The following is an 18,963-nucleotide window of genomic DNA, read 5'->3' on the forward strand; positions in this document are numbered from 1 at the left end:
AAGCCCGGCCCGATACTCTTCGTCAGTGAAGAGGATCGGGCCGGGCTTTTTATTGACTTTCATCCCTCTCGTTCAGGGAATGTTGGGGCGCGAAATGCTTGAATAGTGCCCTTCGTGGACTAGTCTCAAATTCAACTTTCCGGTAAGCGGGCGATCATTCCCGGTGCAATCGGACTTAATGGATTTCAGCCAAAAAGAACAACTTCGTTAAAGGGTTACCGATGGATCGATTTGATGCCCCGCTTGTTGTAGCGCGCACTTGGCGGGAAGGCACGTTGAAAGGACTGATTGCCAGAAATCCGTGCCTGAGCATTTTCTTCATGACACTGGCCGTGTTCATGGTGTTGCAGTACAAACCCGCTGTCCTCAACTACACCACGCGCTTTGTCGACTTCGCCGAATACATGTTGCTGCACGGCGTCACGCTGTTCCCGATTGCTGACGACCTCAAACCCTATCCCGACTACACCGTCCTCAACACCTTGCTGGTGTATCTGGTGTCCTTGCCGTTTGGCCAGGTGTCCATTCTGTCCATGGGTTTTCCGTCCTGCGTGGCGGCGTCCCTGATGCTGGTGTTCATTTATCGGCTGGGGGCGCTGCACAGCAAGCGGTGGGGCGCCTATGGCGTGCTGTTCAGCCTGTTGACCTGGGCCTTTCTCGACGGCGTGAACTCGCTGGCGCTGGATATCTACCCGGCGCTGTTTACGGTGATGTGCTTCTACGTGGCGTATTCCGCCGAAATCAAAAAAGACCCGCGTCGCCTGGCGTTTCTGTACGTCGGGTTGGCGCTGGGCTTTGCATTTCGCGGGCCGATCGGTTTGATCGGGCCGGCCTGCGTCATCGGGGCGTATTACTTCCTCAGCCGCCAATGGCGCCTGTTGCTGGTGTTTTCATTCTTGTCGGGCGTGATTCTGGCCGCCGGGGTTGCGTTGCTGGCCTGGGCGGCCTACCTGCAAGGCGGGCAAGCCTTCCTCGACGACGTGCTGAACATGCAGGGCATCGGGCGCTTCGGCTCCGACCACGCGCCGCGCTATTACTTCTACTTCTCCGCCGGCCTGTTCACCTACGGCTTCACGGTGTTTTACGCCATCAACGTAATTTTGAAGAAGTACAAACTGTTCTTCAGTTCGACCCGCGACAAAGACATCGACCTGCTGCTGTACCTCACCGGGTGGCTGTTGGTGTTGCTGGTGCTGTTCACCATCCCGAGCTCCAAGAAAGCACGCTACATCCTGGCAATCACCCCGGCCATTTCCCTGCTGGCGGCGTACCTGTTCGTCAGCCAGGAAAGCGCCTTCGTGCGCGCCAAAAACGGCTTGCTGAAGTTCTGCCTGAAGTTGCCGCTGCTGGGGTTGGGGATGCTGGCGTCGGTGTGCGTCTACAACCTCTTTGCCGAAGTCCCGCTACAGCCCAACTTTTTGGGTGCAGGTCTGGGGTTGATTGCATTTTTGAGCTTCTACCACGCCAAGCGCGAGTATTTCGCCGAGCATCCGTATCGCGAGTTCATGACGCTGTCGTTCGGGGTCGGGGCGTTTTTGATTCTGGATATGTTTTTCTTCAACCCGATCACCTATCACCTGGAACTGATGATCGAGCCTACGCCGAAGTTTTTGCCGTACTGGTTTTGGTGAATGGCTGTAGAGGCAGCCAATCTCTTGCAATAAAATTGTACATTTGCGTGTTCTTGTACAAGAATTCAGGCTCTCGCTTGTGGAAAGCCGTTCAGTGGATCAACGCTACGCAGTCAGCCTGAACGCCCCCATCAACTGGAACCTGATTGATGAACAAGACTCGCCGATTGTGCCTCGTCCTGGGCGACCAGTTATCGTTCGATCTCGCCTCTCTGCAGGCGCTGGATCAACACAGCGATACGGTGCTGCTGGTCGAGGTGATGGAGGAGGCCAGCCATGTTCCTCATCATCCGCAAAAGATCGCACTCATATTCAGCGCCATGCGCCACTTCGCCGAAGCCTTGCGGCAGAGGGGCGTCAGGGTGCAGTACGTCACGCTCGATGACCCGGAAAATACCGGGTCCGTGCCGAGCGAATTGCACCGCTGGCACTCACGTCTGCAGCCGGGTGAGCTGCACATGACAGAGTGCGGTGACTGGCGACTGGAGCATTCGCTCAGGGACTGTGGCCTGGCGATCAAATGGCATTGCGACAGTCGCTTTCTTTGCTCACGTGCCGAGTTCGCTCAATGGGCGCAGGGCAAAAAGCAGCTGCGCATGGAGTTCTTTTATCGAGAGATGCGCCGCAAGATCAATTTGTTACTCAACGGCGACGGCAGCCCGGTCGGAGGCGCCTGGAACTTTGATGAACAAAACCGCAAAGCCCTGCCCAAAGGCGTCAGGCCGCCTTCGCCAGCCCGGTTTACGCCAGATGCAATCACCCGTGAGGTGCTTGCGTTAGTGGCCGACAACTTTTCCGGCCACTACGGCGCCCTCGACACGTTCGACTACCCGGTCACCCACGCCGAAGCTCAGGCCTTGTGGGATTACTTTCTCGATTGGGGGCTGGCAGCCTTCGGTGACTATCAAGACGCCATGGCCAGCGATGAGCCGTTTCTGTTTCATGCGCGGATCAGCGCGGCACTGAATATCGGCTTGCTGGATCTTCGTAAGCTTTGCAGCGATGTGGAATCTGCCTATTGGTCCGGCAACATTGCACTCAACGCCGCCGAAGGCTTTATTCGACAACTGATCGGCTGGCGGGAGTATGTCCGGGGCGTCTACTGGTTGAAGATGCCGGACTATGCCCACGGCAATGCCTTTGGTAATACGCGGTCGCTTCCAGAGTTCTACTGGACGGGTCAAACGCAGATGAACTGCATGCGCCAGGCCATCAACCAGAGCCTGGAACATGCCTACGCTCACCACATTCAGCGACTGATGGTCACCGGCAACTTCGCACTGCTCGCCGGTATCGCGCCGAAGGACATCTGTGAGTGGTATCTGGCTATCTACATGGACGCCTTCGACTGGGTGGAACTGCCCAATACCCTGGGCATGGTCATGCACGCCGATGGCGGTTATCTCGGTTCCAAACCCTATTGTGCGAGCGGCCAGTACATCAAGCGCATGTCCGACTATTGTCGTGGCTGCGTGTACAAGGTCAGTGAAAGCACCACAGACGACGCTTGCCCTTTCAATGCGCTTTACTGGCATTTTCTGATGCGTCACGGCGACCGCCTGCGCGGCAATCAACGCATGAGCATCATCTACAAAAACCTCGACCGCATGCCTGAGCCCAGACAACAGGCGCTTTGGCAGCGCGGCGAGTGGTTGCTCAAGCAATTGGACGAGGGTGAGCCGCTGTGAAAAAAAGCGAGTTGCCCGTCAAAACCTGCGCGACCTGCGGATTGCCATTCACATGGAGGAAGAAATGGGCTCGCTGCTGGGAGGACGTGCGCTATTGCTCGGAGCGTTGCCGACGTAGTAAATCCAGTATGGATGGCGGTGCGGGATTGCGTTGCAGTGACGCGACGAAGGTGAAATAGCTCCTGTCGTTTTGCCCCCGTTTGCTGGTACCGAGGACAATTCCGTCGGTACCGAGCCTTTGTCACCGGTAGATATAAGTTCGTGGCCAGAGAGGCCTTGTAGTCGTGGCGCGTCAACGACACTGAAGCTTGACCGGGGAGCCGTGGTGATGAGACCTGCGCCCACCTATATTTCGCCTGAACAGATTGGGTTCGTCTTTCCATTCATTTGGCAACGCTTTGTCAGGCAACTTCTCACGTGTCTTCAGTAAAGAAGGAAACGTTGATGTAGAAATACTTTATTTCTGACCACGAATCCCGTTTATCAACGGGCGTCTCTTCGGATCCCATTCCCAACATGTAACCCAAGTGTGTTTTTTCGTCGCGATAAAAAAACGGTGCTGAGTCCCATCCACAACATATATGTTGAAGCTTTGGTAGGCCGAAGCTTTGATTCATGTATCGCTCGGCTTCAAGCGCATCAGTGCCTTTTATCCGGTAACGAGCAATGAAAGGTTTACCTTGTATGTTGTTGTCTTGCGTACATGATAGAAGCTCAACGAATTCAGGCTTTTTACTGATTTTCGCAAGAAAGTCATCACAATGCGGTTCGGCCTTTGCGCAACCGGTCAGGACAAACAGCACTCCGAACAGGAGCCCAAGGAACAACGTTTTCATCTATTTCTCCACGACCAGGGTGCCGATGTACTTTCCTTTGCTTTCTGGCTACATGTATTGAGTGTCTGCTAACGCCCAAATGCGTCCATTTCAGCCTCACTGGAAAGGAACAAACTACGATTGTCGCAGGATCTCAACGTTTCAACAGCCACATGGACGGTGCCTCCGGAATGACCAACCAACCCTCTGCGCAAGCCTCCCGCGCCGAGTATGCGCGGCGGATCAATCGCGTACTGAACTACATCGACACGCACATTGATGAACCTTTGGACGGCGCGCATCTGGCCGACATCGCCAATTTCTCGCGCTTTCACTTTCATCGCATTTTCGCCGCATGGATGGGAGAAACGCTGGGCAGTTATGCGCAGCGTCGACGGCTTGAGAAGGCAGCGTTGCGGCTGTCCTGTGGCAGCCGGGAAACCGTGCTTGAAATCGCGTTGGCCACTGGCTTTCAGTCGGGCGAGGCGTTTGCGCGGGCCTTCAAACTCAAGTTCGGCTGCACGCCCTCAGCCTGGCGCGCCACGACGCCTCAGCGGCTGAAGGCTCAGGCGGCCGCGATCAGGCAGCCAGCGGGCAGCCACGAGAGCAATCCTGATCAGGTCTTCGGCAATCGCCATCAGGCGGCCGAGTGGCCGTTCGCCGAAGCTGACGGCTCTAATCGGCTATCGGAAGGCATTGCCATGGAAGTACGCATTATTGAATTACCCAAAGCACGCGTCGCGTATCAACGTTTGATCGGGCCTTACGGGCCGGCCATCGGCGAATTCTGGCGCAGCACCATTACGCCGTGGATGTATTCCCATGGCCTCGGTGACCGGACCTGTTACGGCATCGGTCATGACGACCCTTCGATCACGCCACCCGACAAATGCCGCTATGACGCCTGCGTCGAAGTGCCGGCGGATTTCGTCGCCAGCGGCCAGGTGGATACGCAAGCGCTGCCGGGTGGGCGGTATGCCGTCGCCAGTTTCAAAGGGAAAGCTGAAGGCATGGCCAACGCGTGGACATGGCTGATCCGCGAATGGATGCCGTCCAGCGGCCTGCAATGCGACGACCGCCCATTTTTCGAGCGGTTTACGGCGTCCACCGTTTTCGATCCGCGCACCGGTGAAATGAGCTGTGACATCTGCATTCCGGTGCGGGCGCTGTAGGGCAGGGGCGGGTCATTGGCCCTGAAGGAAAAGCACCTGGCGCGATGCCAGGTGCTCAAGGCTGTTTTTAGCGACAGCCGCTTACGCCACTTCGACGTGATCCAGCGCCTGATTCACCGCCAACCCGGCCACCATCACCACCTGCGCAATCCCCAACGCCGTCTTGCGGTGCGAGGGATCGAGCGTGGACGCGAAGTTGTTCAACATCTCGTTGGCCGAACCCAGGCTTTCGCTGGCATTGGCCAACAGGGCTTCGGTGTTGTACTTGGGATTGGCCCGGAACATCGGCTCGGGATCGATGCAGCACGACATCACCCGGGAAGACGGGGAGAGGTAATGGTCCAGCGCACGCTCGGCGGCGTCGTGGAATTTCTTTGAATCGGGAAATTCGTAAGGGGAGGTCGGGTCGGTTTCGGGTGGGTTGGGTGTTGGTTTGATCATGGTGTAGCTCCTACGTCATCAATGGGAGCCGTCACGTTTCGCTACCAAACGAAGGGTGGCGGCCATGCTCAGGTTGGTAGACCGGGACATAGGAAACCGGCGCGCCCGAAGACGCCCTGTGCATGACCACCATAACGCGGAGTCTTTCAGACACTGCACATCATGATGCTTATGCAACCTACGATATCCGGGGCTACCAAACCCCATCACTGTTTTTTCAGTGACCGGGAAAACGATAAAAGCCGCGACGTAGACGCACAAGCCGGCGGATTCTGGCGTAGTCGTAGGCAATGGCGCAAGGCGTTGTAGCCTTGGGGAAGTTACGGCGGGTTGCTTTAAACGCGGTTTGTTTAAGCGCTCAAAGCCTGGATGAAATCTCCTTCCAGATGTAGCCGTAGTTGTATTGCAGCCAACGAACCAACGCCTTATCAAACTGCCTGCGAAACCAGTTGCTCTCCCTGGCTGCCAGCCTTTGCTCGATCATGATTCTGAGTGACTCGGGATCGAAGCCAGTCCATACCGAGGGCACAGCGGCCAGAAGGTTGGTGAAGCACACCGGCGCGACCTCTGAATAAAGGATTTCGTAGAGCACGTCAGGATCGACGCCTCTGACTTCCGCGGCCACATAATCGTATTCGACGGGTAGATCGTTGAAAGGCCAGGAGAGTGCGGCTTTGACGTTGGTCAGCTGTGGTTCAGTTAGCCAATGCCCCCGGAACTTCTGTAGTTTGACTTTCATTGAGATATGGTTGTTTCTTGAAAAGTGATTCTGGTTTTGCTGTTAACGAAAGGGGCTGAAAGTGATTAAGTTTATCTTAATTTTTGTTCTTATGGTCTTCTACGTGCTTATTGTAAATTGCTTCATAAGCTCTAAATTTGCTCATGCGTATAGCGTTTAGCGGCGTAAGTGCTGAGAGCTTTAATAATGCGCTATAAGACTTTATAAATATATTGATATAGTCGTCACTGATATCTTTGTCATGAGACTGGATCTCTCCGCACTTTAGTAATGCTCTTGCGCAGCGAGTGAAATCATTGCCATTCAGGCTGTTAAAATAATAATAAAATTCATCATCTGTTTTTTGAGCAATGCTTTTTCTAAGGTCTCCATCAGGAAAGCTTGAGTTTTGTATGACTGCGCGCACAAGTTCGCTCAGGTTGCCCTTAATGGTTAAACTATCAAAGTATTCATCTAGCTTTTGCGAAATATATTCATTGCGAGGCCAGTGAAAAATATCATCTTTTTGCTTAATGTTTTGATTTGGAAATATTTTAGAAAAGTATTTGTCAATTGCTGGGAGTATGAAGTCTTTTCGGCCTAATTCGAAATAAATTGCAGCTACAGAGTCAAGATCGTTTACAGTAAAGTGCTGCAGTGCTTTGGATATAGCTAATTCGAATGCTTCTAATACCTCTGCGTCATTATTGGAAAAGGAGGCGTGAAATAAATCCCAAGCGTGCCCTAGCAGAGCGATATCAGTCTCGTGCTTTATCTTTTTTTCTAATTCATCGATAAGAGTTTTTAATATGTCATCATTGGCATATCCTTTTTTAACGAGGTCAATAATGGCGGCGTCAAACTCATCGCATCTCCCAAAGCCATACTCGTCTAAATAAATGCTCTTTTCTCGAGCGAGACGCTTAGTTTCCAGCTCATCCGGCGAGGCGTTTGCATTATCTTGTAAATAGGAAGCGAGACCACCTTGATATCGCAATATGAAATCAATGTCTACTTTGCATTTGCCTCCTCCGTATATAGCAAAAACTGCAAGCGGCAAAGTGCTTTGAGCCTGCTCAACCACCCTCGAGTGAGTATCTTTCAATATATCGTCAAGAACTTTCGAAAATAGCTCGATTTTTTTTAGTAATCGAATATTGTTGATTTTTAATTTAATTGCATTTTTCGCCACTGCCTCGCGCTCCGTTCCTGTCGAGTCAAATACAAGCTTCACTGACTCTTGAACGGAGGGCGAAAAATTAACTTCGTAATCAAACACCTTTTCGGTAAAAGAAAAAAATTCATCATCTTGCTCTAGTGATCCTTCATTCAGGATTAAGATTGCTGAGCAATTTTTAGTTTCAACCAAACCAGATATCAGTCCCAGCACATCGCGAGAGGATAAGCCACTGCCTCTACGTTCGAAGTCATCAATGCATATGATCGTGTCGCTAATGAGAGCAAACTGTATTGAATCAACAACACCACCAAAGCTGCCGAAATAAGGAATTTTTGCCTCTTTTCCAAAGTTTAATAGCTTGCGAAATCCCGTTGCTGCATCACTTATATCTAGCTTTCTCAAGTTTTCAAATACTGACTCCTTGGTGACGATGTCACCAGCTTTAGAACATGGTACAGTGTTTTCAAAAATTGAACGTTTAAGGTCACTTAGTGAATTTAAACCGAACAGCGAAATGTAAGAATATTTTTTTCGCGAGAAAGACTTGAAATTAGCCTTGACTACCTGATTCCAAAAATAAGTTTTACCCGTTCCCCATTCCCCCTTGAGAACGATTGCTGTGGCTGACTCTCTAGCAGCAAAATTACATAGTGCCTTTTCAACTTTAGCAATTGACATTGGAACCTCTCAGTAAGCCCTTTTAGAGAATTTGCAAATTTTCTTCTACACAATACGTGATGCTTGCCTCAGTAAAGACGCCTATCGAACGCCGATTTACCACCAAGGTGGTTTCGAATAAAAATATAAGGCTGTATCTACTCTGCTCTCTACACAGTCTAGTGACCGCTTCTGGCTGATAGCGAACCTGTCGAATACCTGACTGTGATCAGTATCATAGGCCATGTAACCTACACTTAAACCCACCGCCCCCGACTCCAAGCACTCAACGAATCCACCCCCAACACCAACCCCAACATCGCCAAAATCACCGTCCCCGCCTGCGCCTCCTGAAACAGACTCAAGCTCACGTACAGCATCTGCCCCAGCCCTCCAGCGCCGACAAACCCCAGCACGCTGGCCATCCGGATATTGTTCTCCCACCGATACAAACAATACGCCAGCAACTGCGGCGCCAGGTTCGGCAACGTTCCATAACAGAACGCCACAACCGGATTCCCCCCTTGCAGCCGAATCGCTTCCGCCGGTTCCGGTGGCGTGTTTTCCAAGGCTTCGGCGAACAGGCGGCCGAGTACACCGGTGGTATGCAGGGCCAGAGCCAGGGTGCCGGCGTTGGGGCCGAGGCCGGCGGCGAAGACCATCAGGGCGGCCCAGACCAGTTCCGGTATGGCGCGCAGGCCGTTGAGCAGCAGGCGGGCGGTGCTTTGTAATGGCCAGCCGAAGCGGCCGGCGGCGGGGAGTGCCAATAGCAGCCCAAGCACGGCGGCGAGGAGGGTGCCGAGGGCGGACATGGCGAGGGTTTCCAGGGCGCCGTGGAGGATGGCGTTGAGGTAACCGGCGCTGAGGTCGGGGCTGAGGAAGCGATGGGCGTAGCTGCCCATCTGTTTCAGGCTGTCGGCGCTGCCGAGGGCTTCGAGGTTGAGGCCCAGGTAGGCGAACGAGGCGATGACGGCGAAGACGATGGCGAGGATCAGCGCCGTGTTGATCAGGCGCTTCATGTCAGTCTCCAGCGCAGCAGGCGGCTGAGTTGGTCGGCGCCGAGCACCAGCAGCAGGAAGGTCAGCAGCATGCTGGCGACTTCACCGCCGGCGAACATGCGGATCGACAGGTCGATCTGTTGGCCGAGGCCGCCGGCGCCGACGAAGCCCATCACCACCGAGGCGCGGATCGCGCATTCCCAGCGGTACACGGTGTAGGAGAGCAGTTCCGCCGCCACGTTGGGCAGCACGCCGTAGGCGAAACTGGCGAGGCGGCCGCTGCCGGCCTGGAGCAAGGCGTGGGCCGGGCGCTGGTCGGTGGATTCGAAGATTTCCGCGTAGACCTTGCCGAGCATGCCGCTGTAGGTGATGGCGATCGCCAGCACGCCCGCCGCCGGGCCGAGGCCCACGGCGCGCACGAACAGCAGCGCCCAGACGATTTCCGGCACGCTGCGCAGGAAGATCAGCAAGCCCCGCACCGGCCAGCGCAGCAACCGGCCCAACAGGCTCGGACGGCCACCGTGGGACGCGGCGGACAGCGACAAGGCGCGGCTGGCGAGCAGGCCGGCGGGTATCGCCAACACCAGAGCCAAAGCCATGCCCGCCGTGGCGATGGCCAGGGTTTGCAGGGTGGCCTTGAGCAGCAGTTGCAGAAAGTCCCGGTCATGGGCCGGCGGCCAGAAGGTCGCGACGAAGCGGCCCATTTCGCTCTGGCTGTCGGCGTGCAGCAACACGCCGAGGTCGAGTTCGCTGAGTTGAATGCCCGGCCACAACAGCGCAATCGCCAGCAGGGTCAACAGCAGGCGCGGCCAGGCGGCGGGGTCGCGGGTGTCGGTACTCAGCATCGTGGAATCTGCACAATCAGCGGCGTCACGGTCGGCGCCGGGGATTGCAGTTGTTCGTTGGCGTACAGGCTGTCGAGCATGTCGTGGCTGACGTGATCGGACGGGCAATCGAACAGGATCTTCCCTTCACGCAAACCGATGATGCGCGGGAAGTGCGCCAGCGCCAGCTCCACCGCGTGCAGGCTCGCCACCAGGGTGACGTTGTGCTCCCGGGCATGGCGCGACAGGACGGTCAGGGTATGCCCGGCGAGGACCGGGTCCATGGCGGACACCGGTTCGTCCGCCAGCAAGACGTCCGGCGCCTGATACAGCACGCGAGCGATGCCCACGCGCTGCAACTGGCCGCCGGAAAGCTGCTGGCACTGGCTGAAGAGTTTGTCCGCCAGATCCAGCCGCGCCAATGCGGCGCGGGCACCGGGGATGTCCAGCGGGTGCAGCAGATTGATCAGGCTTTTGCCCAGGCTCCATTGCCCGAGCTTGCCGGCCAGCACCGCCGTCACCACCCGTTGCCGGGGCGGCAGGGGCGGTGCCTGATGCACCAGACCGATTCTGGCGCGCAGGCGTTGGCGCTGGCGGGCGGACAAATGCCAGGCCCGCTGGCCCAGCACCTCGATGTCGCCACGGCTGGGCCGAATGGCGGTGGCCAACAGGTTGAGCAGGCTCGACTTGCCGGCGCCGGACGGGCCGATGATCGCCACCTGCTCGCCGCTGTTGATCTGCAAATCCACACCACGCAGGGCTTCGACGCCGTTGGCGTGGTGCAGGACGACTTGCTTGAGGCTCAGGGTCATTTCAGCAGTTCGGCGGCGCGGGCGGCTTCTTCGATGCCTTTGTAGTTGTCCGGGCTGGTTTCGATGAAACGGCTGGCGGCCTGCAGGTGGAGGATTTTCTTCTGCTCGGGGTTGGCCGGGTCGAGGGCGAGGAAGGCTTTTTTGATCTTCGCTGCCAGCGCCGGGTCGAGGGTGCCGCGCACGGTCCAGTTGTAATCGAAGTAGGCCGGGGTGGTGGCGAAGACCTTGACCTTGTTGGTGTCGACCTTGCCGGCGTCCACCAGTTTCTGCCAGACGCTGGCGTTCAGCACACCGGCATCGACCTTGCCGGCCTGCACCCAGGCGACGGTGGCGTCGTGGGCGCCGGAGTAGCCGACGCGGCTGAAGTAGGTTTCCGGTTTGATGCCGTCCTTGAGCATGAAGTAGCGCGGCATCAGGCTGCCGGAGGTGGACGACACCGAACCGAAGGCGAAGGTCTTGCCCTTGAGGTCGGTGAGGCTTTTCACGTTCGGGTCGGCGGTGATGAATTTGCTGGTGAACTGCGCGTCCTGTTCACGCTGCACCAGCGGGATCACCGGGGTGGTGGCGTCGGTTTTCAGCCGTGCCTGAACGAAAGTGAAACCGCCCAGCCACGCCATATCGAGGCGGTCGGTGGCCAGGGCTTCGACCACCGCCGGGTAGTCGGCCACGGGTACGAACTGCACTTTCATGCCCAGTTGCTGCTCCAGATAAGCCCCCAGCGGTTCGAACTTGCGCAGCAGTTCGGTCGGGGCTTCATCGGGGATTGCGCTGACCTTCAACACGTCGGCGGCTTGCGCCAGCACGGCGGTAAGGGACAGGGCCAGACCTGCGGTCAGGGCCAGGGTTCGCTTGAGCATGGAATTCTCCGTTTCGTGGGCTTCAGGAACGATGCGCCGACTGGGGCAAAGGTCATCGTGTGCACCGTCAGGTTAGCCGAAACGGGGGACTTGTTGGGGATGTCCATGAGTTTGCAGTGTTTGAACCTTCACCTTCGCGAGCATGCTCGGTCCCACAGCAGTACGCGTTCCAGTGTGAGAGCGAGCCAGCTCACGATGACGTCAGCCCGGGCAAACCCCGACCAGTATCGGGCCCGGAACCGGCAATCACTTCAATCGTTCAACAAGCGTCTTGCCGACACCCAGTGCAGACGCCGGGTTTTGCCCGGTTATCAGTTCACGATCAACCACCACATGACTGGCCCATGCCGAAGTGTTGCTGCTGAATACACCGCCGGCTTTTTCCAGCGCGGTCTGCGGGTAGAACTTCATCGTGCCGCCGTTCAGCAGTCCTTTGGCGATCTCTTCTTCCTGATTGCTGATGACGGTGAACTTATAGCCGGCATACGTCCAGTTGTTCGCCGTTGTGGTTTTGCCGGTTTCCAGTTGCCGGGTGAATGCAGTCGGATCCGTCAGGGTCGACAGCAGCGCAATCGGGCCGTGGCAAACCAGCGCTGTGGTTTTGCCTTTTTGATGGAAGTCGTTCAGCAGTTTGCCCAGCGCCTGGCTGTGCAACAGATCCTGCATCGGTGCGTGGCCACCCGGAATGTAGACGGCATCGAAATGGTCATAGCCGACTTGCTCGACCCGCGAGAGGCTGATGACCGGCGACTCGCCGGGCGAGGTGATCTTCAGTTGGTCCAGCAGCGCTTTGTGGGTCTGCAGGGCCGCGACGTCATTGTTGAAATACATCTTGTCGTCGGAGGACCGGTCCAGCGTCGGCGCCTTGCCGGTCGGGGTGGCGAAGGTCACGGTGTGGCCCGCATCGAGCAGCAGTTTGACCGGTTGCATCAGCTCGTTGAGGTAGAAACCGGTGCTGAATACCTTGCCGTCTTTCAGATCGAGATGGTCGGAATCCGACAGCACCACCAGCACATTGGCAGCTTGGGCGTTCAACGCGGCAACGGAGAGAGACAAGGCGAAAGCAAGGCGAGTGAATGAGCGCATGGCGATTCCAGAATGTGAAGGAAAGTGCGGCTCACTGTATTGATGCTCATGGCGGCGATAAACTCTCGCCAAAGCAAAGAATTTGTTCTCTGGAGATCAAGATGAGCCGCCGATTCGATTATCTGGCTGACGTCGAAGTGTTCGTTACGGTGGTGGAAAAGGGTTCGCTTAGCGCCGGTGCGGTGTTTCTCGCAACCACGCCGTCGGTGGTCAGCCGGGCGATTTCGCGACTTGAAGCGCGTCTGGGCGTGCAGTTGCTGCGGCGCACTACGCGGCGCTTGAGCCTGACCGATGCCGGTGTGTTGTATCTGGAACAATCGCGAGCCGCATTCGGCCTGATCGATGATGCGGAGCGCACGATCCAGGGGCAGGACGGTGAACTCAGTGGCCGTGTGCGCCTGAGCGTGCCGACCACTTACGGTCACTATCGTTTGCCGGCCATGCTTGCCCGATTCACCCGGCTATATCCGCAAGTGCGCGTTGAGTTGAGTATCAGCAATCGCAACGTCGATCTGGTGGCCGAAGGATACGACCTGGCTATTCGGTTGGGCGCGCTGCCGGACAGCGGATTGATCGGGCGCAAGCTGGAAGATGCGCGTTTGTGTGTGGTTGCCGCGCCGGATTATCTGCAACGGGCCGGGACGCCGCAAAGTGTCGACGATCTGCAGCGGCATGCGTGCCTGCCGTTCGTGATGCCCAGCACCGGCCGCGTCGGGCCGTGGCTGTTTCGTGAACAGAACGAAGATCGCGAATGGCTGCCCAGCGCCAATATCCAGGTGTCCGACGATGTATTGGGGATCGTGTCGCTGGCGGAACAGGGGCTGGGCATCTGCCAGACCTACGACTTCATCGTCCGCGAGCGGATCGAAAGCGGGCGGCTGGTGCGATTGCTTGAACAGTCGGGCGGGCGCTCCCGACCGTTCTCGGTGATCTACCCGCCACATCGGCAGCTGTCGGCATCGGCGCGGGCGCTGATTGATTGTCTGACCCGGGAGGTCAGTCAAGGCGCAAGGGAAGGCCTCGACTGACGCGCTTCATACGAAGGGAAGGCGCGCCACCCATTTCCCGCCACCGGCGCCGTCCTTCAAGGCGCGCAGAGCCTGGGGCAGTTCGCGGAAGTCGAACGTTTGCAGCGCCGGGCCGATCAGGCTGCCGTCGAGCAGGGCTTGCAGCAGCTGTTCGCCGTTGCGGCGCAGCGTCTGGCGACCCTGCAGGCTGGCGTGGGTGTGGTAGCTGTTCAACGCCACTTCATGAAGCGAAATCGCAGAGCTGAACGCCGGAACCGGCGCGGTTTCCTGACGATCCTGAATGCACACCAGATGACCGTTGTAGCCCAGCATGCTGGCCATTTCTGCTGCGTGAGCGCCGCTGACCGTGTCGAACACGGCGTGCAAACGGCGCTCGCCGAGGCTGGCGGTGAGTGCGGTTTTCCAGTCCGGTTCGCGGTAATCGAATACGCCGACCGCCCCCAAGGATTTGAGTTTTGCATGATGCGCGCCGGACGCGGTCGCCCAGACCCGCCAGCCGCGTTGCACCGCCAGTTGCACCAGCAGCAGACCAACCGCGCCGCCGGCGCCGATCACCAGCACATCAGCGGCCTCGCCGGCAGGGACTTTCTCCACGGCTTGCCATGCGGTCAATCCGGGGCAGGGCAGCGATGCGGCAGTTGCATCATCGAGCGCGGCGGGCACCGACAGTACGGTGGCGGCGTCCAGCAGGCAGTACTCGGCGAAGCTGCCATCGCTCGCCAATGATTGGTGATACGCCACGCGACTGCCGGGTTGCAGCGTCACGCCGGCGCCGGCCGCGACCACTACGCCCATGCCGTCGACACCCGGCACACGCCCGGTGCTCCATGCGGGATGGCCCCACTCGATGATTTTCCAGTCCACCGGGTTCAGGGCGATGGCGCGATTGGCCACCAGCACCTGGCCGGGGCCGGGTTGCACGAGGGTTTTGCGGGTCAGTGTCAGGCCATCCAGCCCTTGGCCGGACGTCCAGGCCCAAGCTGCGTAATCGGTTTGCATTGTGCGGTTCCCATGATTTCGATGGCCGTCAGTATCCTGGTCTGCGGACCTGAGAAGAACCGGCCTTGGGTCAAAGGTGTTTTGCGTAAAAATCAGCTATGCCCCGCAACGCCTTAATCAACCTGCGCAAATCGCTCCACCAGCCAATCGATAAACACCCGCACACGGTTGCTCAAATGCCGGTTCGGCGGGTACAGCAGGTGAAACGGGTAGGCCGGCGGGCGCCAGTCGGTGAGGATTGGCACCAGTTCGCCACGCTCGAGGGCGGCCCTGACGGTGTAGCTGAAGGTGTGGATGATCCCCAGCCCGGCGAGCCCGGCCGCCAGATGCGCGTTGCTTTCGTTGACGCTGACCAGGCCTTTACCTTCGATCTGATGGCGTTCGCCGTTGCGCTGGAAGTTCGCCGGCAGGATGCGCCCGGTGGAGGCCGAGCGGTAGGCGATCATTTGATGTCGGGCCAATTCCAGCGGATGCATCGGCGTGCCGTGGCGCTGCAGATAGTCGGGCGTGGCGCAGGTGGTCCAGGACACTTCGCCGAGGCGGCGCACGGCGAGGGCCTGTTCGGTCAGCGGGCCACCGCGAATCACGCAGTCGACGCGCTCGCTGATCAGGTCCACCGGGCGGTCGCTGACGCCCAGGTCCACCTGAATGTCCGGATAACGCTCAAAGAACTTCGGCAGCTCAGGAATCACCAACATGGTCGCCGTAGAGCCGCCGATGTCCACGCGGATCCGGCCACGGGGCAGGCCCTGGGCCTGGCTGAAACCCTGATCGATGTCGTCCAGTTGATGCAGCAGTTGTTGGGTCAGCTGGTAATAGGAGGCGCCGTCGGCGGTGACGGTCAGGCGCCGGGTGGTGCGTTGCAGCAGACGCACGCCGAGGTGGCTTTCCAGTTGCCCGATCAGTTTGCTGACCGTGGTTTTCGGCTGGTTCAACGAGTCGGCGGCTTTGGTGAACGAGCCGCTTTCCACGACGCGGGCAAACACGCGGATCGCCAGTAACTGATTCATCGGGCTGCACTCAAGGATTGAAGTCGGTGCTGAGTATTGTGCATGTCTGTGTACAAACAAAACCGATTTTGCGGATTTTTCAAATCAATCCATCGGCCTAAAGTCGCTTTCAACGGCTCACCTACGACCCGTCACCTTCCTCAACACGGTTACTGGAGATTCATCATGAGCAACAGACTTGAAGGCAAAATCGCATTGATCACTGGCGGCACCACCGGCATCGGCCTGGCCTCGGCGCAGGAGTTCGTCGCCCAGGGCGCCACCGTCTTCATCACTGGCCGTCGTCAGGCCGAACTGGACAAAGCGGTCGCCGCCATCGGCCCGCGTGCCATTGGCATTCAGGGCGACGTGGCGAAGCTGGAAGATCTGGATCGCATCTACCGCGAGATCGCCGAGAAGGCCGGGCACCTCGACATTCTGTTCGCCAACGCCGGGGGCGGTGACATGCTGCCGCTGGGGGCGATCACCGAAGAGCATTTCGACCGGATTTTCGACGCCAACGTGAAGGGCACGCTGTTCACCGTGCAGAAAGCGCTGCCGCTGCTGCGCGATGGCGCCTCGATCCTGCTGACTTCATCGACCACCTCGGTGCAGGGCACGGAAAACTTCAGCGTCTACAGCGCAAGCAAAGCCGCGGTGCGCAACTTTGCCCGCTCCTGGTTGCTTGATTTGAAACCGCGGCGCATCCGCGTCAACGCCATCAGCCCCGGTCCGGTGCGCACCCCGGGTCTGGCAGGTCTGGTGCCGGCAGAACACACCCAAGGGCTGTTCGATCAACTGGCGTCGGTGGTGCCGATCGGGCGTCTGGGTGAACCGAGCGAGATTGCCAAGGCTGCGTTGTTCCTGGCCTCGGATGACAGCAGCTTCGTCAACGGCATCGAACTGTTTGTCGACGGCGGCACCGCGCAGATCTGATTGGCGTCAATCAATGCCCCGGCACTTGTTCGTTCGAGTGTCGGGGTTCGTCTGTTTCTTCGGCGGGCGCCTTGTCCCAGATCAGGCGCGGGTCGAAGCTCATGGCCGAAAGCATGGTGAACACCACCACCAGGCCGAAAAACAGAATCCCCGGTCGCGGCTCGATATCCCCCAGCGCCTGGAATTTCACCAGCGCCGCCACCAGCGCGACCACCAGCACATCGAGCATCGACCAATAGCCGATCAGCTCGACGAATCGATACAGCTTCGAACGTTCCCGGCGCGCCCAGTGGCTGTCCCGTTGCACGGTGATCAGCAGCAGCGTCAGGGCGATGAACTTGATCCCCGGCACCGCGATGCTGGCGATGAAGATGATCAGCGCGATGTCCCACGCGCCGTGTGCCCAGAATTCCAGAACGCCGCTCATGATGGTGCTGTCGGCGCCGTTGCCGAGCATGACGGTGTTCATCACCGGCAGCAGATTCGCCGGCACGTAAAACGCCAGGGCGGCGAACATGTAGGCCCAGGTGCGGGCCAGGGAATTGATCTTGCGCCGGTGCAGCGGCGCGTCGCAGCGCGGGCAGTGGTGCGGTTCGTCGGTCATGTCGCAGGCCAGGCCGCAGCTGTGACACAGGCAGAGGTTGAGTTCGCTGGCGGTCGGCGGACGCTTCATAGAATGTCCCACAAATCGCGTATGTCGCGTCCGGCGATGCGGATCAGCAACAGGCTGAGCACGGCCAGCGCAAACAGGCCGATACCGGGGATTACATCGAGCATGCCTGCCAGTTTGAACACCGCCACCATCGCTCCGAGCAGACACACTTCCAGCATGCTCCAGGGCCGCAGGGTTTCCAGCCAGCGCATGCACAGTTTGAAGGCCGGCGAACGGCGCGAGGCGAGGGCGAAGCTCAGCACCCAGATCAATAACGCCAATTGAAAGGCCGGGGCGATGATGATCGAGATCGCCGCCACCATCGCCATGAAGGTGATCGGCCCCTGACTCAGGGCCAGCACCGAATCCCACAGGGTTGCGCTGTTTTTCAGGCCTTGCATGCTGATGCTCATCACCGGGTAGAAATTGGCGAACAGCCACAGCATGGCCGCAGTGAAACTCAGGGCCAGGCGTTGCTCCACGCTCAGGTTGTTGTGGCGCTGGAGCACGCCGCCACAGCGAGCGCAGAGGGTTTTCTGATGAGCGACGAGCGTGGACTTTTCATACACGCAATCGCAATGCTCGCAGATGATCAGGTGCTCGGTTGTGGCCATGGGGCGCTCGGTGGGGGACGGCTGGAACTTTCTTCAATATAGGCGCGTTGAGGCATCCGACAACTGTCACCTCCCGATACGCACCTTGGGTCTGCCGCTGCGCCGCGCCGAATCCGGCCCCGGGCAACGACCACGCAACCGGACGCTTCAGACCGGTTGCGTGGCTTCCTCTGCGGCGATTGCAATCCGCACGCCGGGCCGCTCGGCGATACGCGTCATGTAGTTCGCCAGCGCAGGCCAGTCTTCGATGGCGATGCTGAATGTCGGCAACCACTTCAGCACCGTGAACAAGTAGGCATCCGCCACGCTGAACGCCTGCATCAGAAACGGCTGGGTCACAATGATGCGGTTCAGGTAATCCAGACGTTTGAAGAGTTTGTGTTTGAAGAGCGTTTTAGTGGATTCCGGGATTTCGCTGCTGAACAACGGCGCGCTGCCGCCATGAATTTCCGAACTGATGAAATTCAGGTGCTCCTGCAGACGCGAGCGCTCCCAGGTGCTATTGGCCGGGGCCAGCGCATGACCGGGCACGAGGTCTGCGAGGTATTGCAGAATCGCCGGCCCTTCGGTCAGCACCTCGCCGTTATCGAGCATCAGCGCGGCCATGTAGCCCTTCGGATTGATCTCGCGAAAGTCCTGGCCATCGGCGGTGCGCTTGGTCTGGTTGTTGACCCGGATCAGTTCGAACGGCAGCGCCAGTTCCCGCAGCACAATGTGCGGGGCCAGCGAGCAGGTCATGGGTGCGAAGTACAGTTTCATGGGTTCTCCTTCAAGTGAGAGCCCAGGATCCGGGATTTTGGAGAGGCTTCGCAAAGGACATATGCAGTGCTAGCGTATGACAAAATCTCATGGACTGAAGAAACCCC

The 18,963-nt window shown here is 58.2% G+C and carries 20 protein-coding genes; 6 read left to right on the forward strand and 14 right to left on the reverse strand.

All coding sequences use genetic code 11. From position 1 onward, the window contains the following. The first annotated feature begins 320 nt into the window (after positions 1-320). From NWV16_RS12660 to NWV16_RS12670, 3 genes are all read left to right on the forward strand, one after another. Positions 321-1,631, forward strand: coding sequence for an ArnT family glycosyltransferase (locus NWV16_RS12660; RefSeq protein ID WP_312846930.1), 1,311 nt, complete (start codon positions 321-323; stop codon positions 1,629-1,631). 149 nt (positions 1,632-1,780) lie between these two features. Further along, a complete protein-coding gene (locus NWV16_RS12665) occupies positions 1,781-3,319 on the forward strand; it encodes a cryptochrome/photolyase family protein (RefSeq protein WP_260523305.1) in 1,539 nt (512 codons plus the stop codon). Then, positions 3,316-3,498, forward strand: a complete 183-nt coding sequence (locus tag NWV16_RS12670; RefSeq protein WP_260523306.1) for a DUF2256 domain-containing protein — start codon at positions 3,316-3,318, stop codon at positions 3,496-3,498. The genes NWV16_RS12665 and NWV16_RS12670 overlap by 4 nt, the downstream gene beginning before the upstream one ends. Positions 3,499-3,732: 234 nt before the next feature. Here NWV16_RS12670 and NWV16_RS12675 read toward each other — a convergent pair whose 3' ends face one another. Next, on the reverse strand, positions 3,733-4,155 hold the full coding sequence (locus NWV16_RS12675) for a DUF4952 domain-containing protein (protein WP_260523307.1): 423 nt from the start codon (positions 4,153-4,155) through the stop codon (positions 3,733-3,735). A gap of 170 nt (positions 4,156-4,325) precedes the next feature. On the opposite strand from NWV16_RS12675, the gene NWV16_RS12680 reads away from it, so the two are divergent. Further along, the gene (locus NWV16_RS12680) at positions 4,326-5,306 is read left to right on the forward strand and encodes a GyrI-like domain-containing protein (RefSeq protein ID WP_260523308.1); all 981 of its coding nucleotides are present in this window, start codon (positions 4,326-4,328) and stop codon (positions 5,304-5,306) included. A gap of 81 nt (positions 5,307-5,387) precedes the next feature. On the opposite strand, the gene NWV16_RS12685 is transcribed toward NWV16_RS12680, so the two are convergent. From NWV16_RS12685 to NWV16_RS12720, 8 genes are all read right to left on the reverse strand, one after another. Then, complete coding sequence (locus tag NWV16_RS12685; protein ID WP_260523309.1) at positions 5,388-5,747, reverse strand: DUF6124 family protein; 360 nt, start codon at positions 5,745-5,747, stop codon at positions 5,388-5,390. A gap of 358 nt (positions 5,748-6,105) precedes the next feature. Beyond that, positions 6,106-6,486 carry a hypothetical protein gene (locus NWV16_RS12690; RefSeq protein ID WP_260523310.1) on the reverse strand — a complete coding sequence of 127 codons (381 nt, stop codon included), beginning with the start codon at positions 6,484-6,486 and terminating at the stop codon, positions 6,106-6,108. 76 nt (positions 6,487-6,562) lie between these two features. Beyond that, the gene (locus NWV16_RS12695; RefSeq protein WP_260523311.1) at positions 6,563-8,323 is read right to left on the reverse strand and encodes a KAP family NTPase; all 1,761 of its coding nucleotides are present in this window, start codon (positions 8,321-8,323) and stop codon (positions 6,563-6,565) included. Between the two features lie 236 nt (positions 8,324-8,559). Beyond that, a complete protein-coding gene (phnE, locus tag NWV16_RS12700; protein ID WP_260523312.1) occupies positions 8,560-9,321 on the reverse strand; it encodes a phosphonate ABC transporter, permease protein PhnE in 762 nt (253 codons plus the stop codon). Continuing rightward, entirely contained in the window at positions 9,318-10,145 is an 828-nt protein-coding gene (locus NWV16_RS12705; protein WP_260523313.1) for a PhnE/PtxC family ABC transporter permease, read from the reverse strand. Before NWV16_RS12705 ends, phnE begins: the two co-directional genes overlap by 4 nt. After that, positions 10,139-10,936, reverse strand: a complete 798-nt coding sequence (locus tag NWV16_RS12710; protein ID WP_260523314.1) for a phosphonate ABC transporter ATP-binding protein — start codon at positions 10,934-10,936, stop codon at positions 10,139-10,141. Before NWV16_RS12710 ends, NWV16_RS12705 begins: the two co-directional genes overlap by 7 nt. After that, positions 10,933-11,793, reverse strand: a complete 861-nt coding sequence (locus NWV16_RS12715) for a putative selenate ABC transporter substrate-binding protein (RefSeq protein ID WP_260523315.1) — start codon at positions 11,791-11,793, stop codon at positions 10,933-10,935. The genes NWV16_RS12710 and NWV16_RS12715 overlap by 4 nt, the downstream gene beginning before the upstream one ends. 246 nt (positions 11,794-12,039) lie before the next feature. Continuing rightward, positions 12,040-12,879 (reverse strand): type 1 glutamine amidotransferase domain-containing protein, encoded by an 840-nt coding sequence (locus NWV16_RS12720; protein ID WP_260523316.1) that lies wholly within the window; start codon positions 12,877-12,879, stop codon positions 12,040-12,042. A 101-nt stretch (positions 12,880-12,980) separates the two neighbouring features. Here NWV16_RS12720 and NWV16_RS12725 point away from each other — a divergent pair, with 101 nt between their 5' ends. Beyond that, positions 12,981-13,907: a LysR family transcriptional regulator gene (locus NWV16_RS12725; protein ID WP_260523317.1), complete on the forward strand. Its 927-nt coding sequence runs from the start codon at positions 12,981-12,983 to the stop codon at positions 13,905-13,907. A 6-nt stretch (positions 13,908-13,913) separates the two neighbouring features. Here NWV16_RS12725 and NWV16_RS12730 read toward each other — a convergent pair whose 3' ends face one another. After that, on the reverse strand, positions 13,914-14,906 hold the full coding sequence (locus tag NWV16_RS12730; protein WP_260523318.1) for a zinc-binding dehydrogenase: 993 nt from the start codon (positions 14,904-14,906) through the stop codon (positions 13,914-13,916). Between the two features lie 113 nt (positions 14,907-15,019). Then, complete coding sequence (locus NWV16_RS12735; protein WP_260523319.1) at positions 15,020-15,916, reverse strand: LysR family transcriptional regulator; 897 nt, start codon at positions 15,914-15,916, stop codon at positions 15,020-15,022. Between the two features lie 165 nt (positions 15,917-16,081). Between NWV16_RS12735 and NWV16_RS12740 the strand changes: the two genes are divergently transcribed. Further along, complete coding sequence (locus tag NWV16_RS12740) at positions 16,082-16,831, forward strand: SDR family NAD(P)-dependent oxidoreductase (protein WP_260523320.1); 750 nt, start codon at positions 16,082-16,084, stop codon at positions 16,829-16,831. A 10-nt stretch (positions 16,832-16,841) separates the two neighbouring features. Here NWV16_RS12740 and NWV16_RS12745 read toward each other — a convergent pair whose 3' ends face one another. The 3 genes from NWV16_RS12745 to gstA all read right to left on the reverse strand — a co-directional run bounded on the left by NWV16_RS12745 (position 16,842) and on the right by gstA (position 18,856). Further along, positions 16,842-17,504: a paraquat-inducible protein A gene (locus tag NWV16_RS12745; protein ID WP_260523321.1), complete on the reverse strand. Its 663-nt coding sequence runs from the start codon at positions 17,502-17,504 to the stop codon at positions 16,842-16,844. Then, entirely contained in the window at positions 17,501-18,097 is a 597-nt protein-coding gene (locus NWV16_RS12750) for a paraquat-inducible protein A (RefSeq protein WP_260523322.1), read from the reverse strand. The genes NWV16_RS12745 and NWV16_RS12750 overlap by 4 nt, the downstream gene beginning before the upstream one ends. 147 nt (positions 18,098-18,244) lie before the next feature. After that, entirely contained in the window at positions 18,245-18,856 is a 612-nt protein-coding gene (gstA, locus tag NWV16_RS12755) for a glutathione transferase GstA (protein ID WP_260523323.1), read from the reverse strand. Positions 18,857-18,963: the final 107 nt, after the last annotated feature.

Source organism: Pseudomonas sp. BW7P1 (genome assembly GCF_024981055.1).
GTDB lineage: Bacteria > Pseudomonadota > Gammaproteobacteria > Pseudomonadales > Pseudomonadaceae > Aquipseudomonas > Aquipseudomonas bananamidigenes.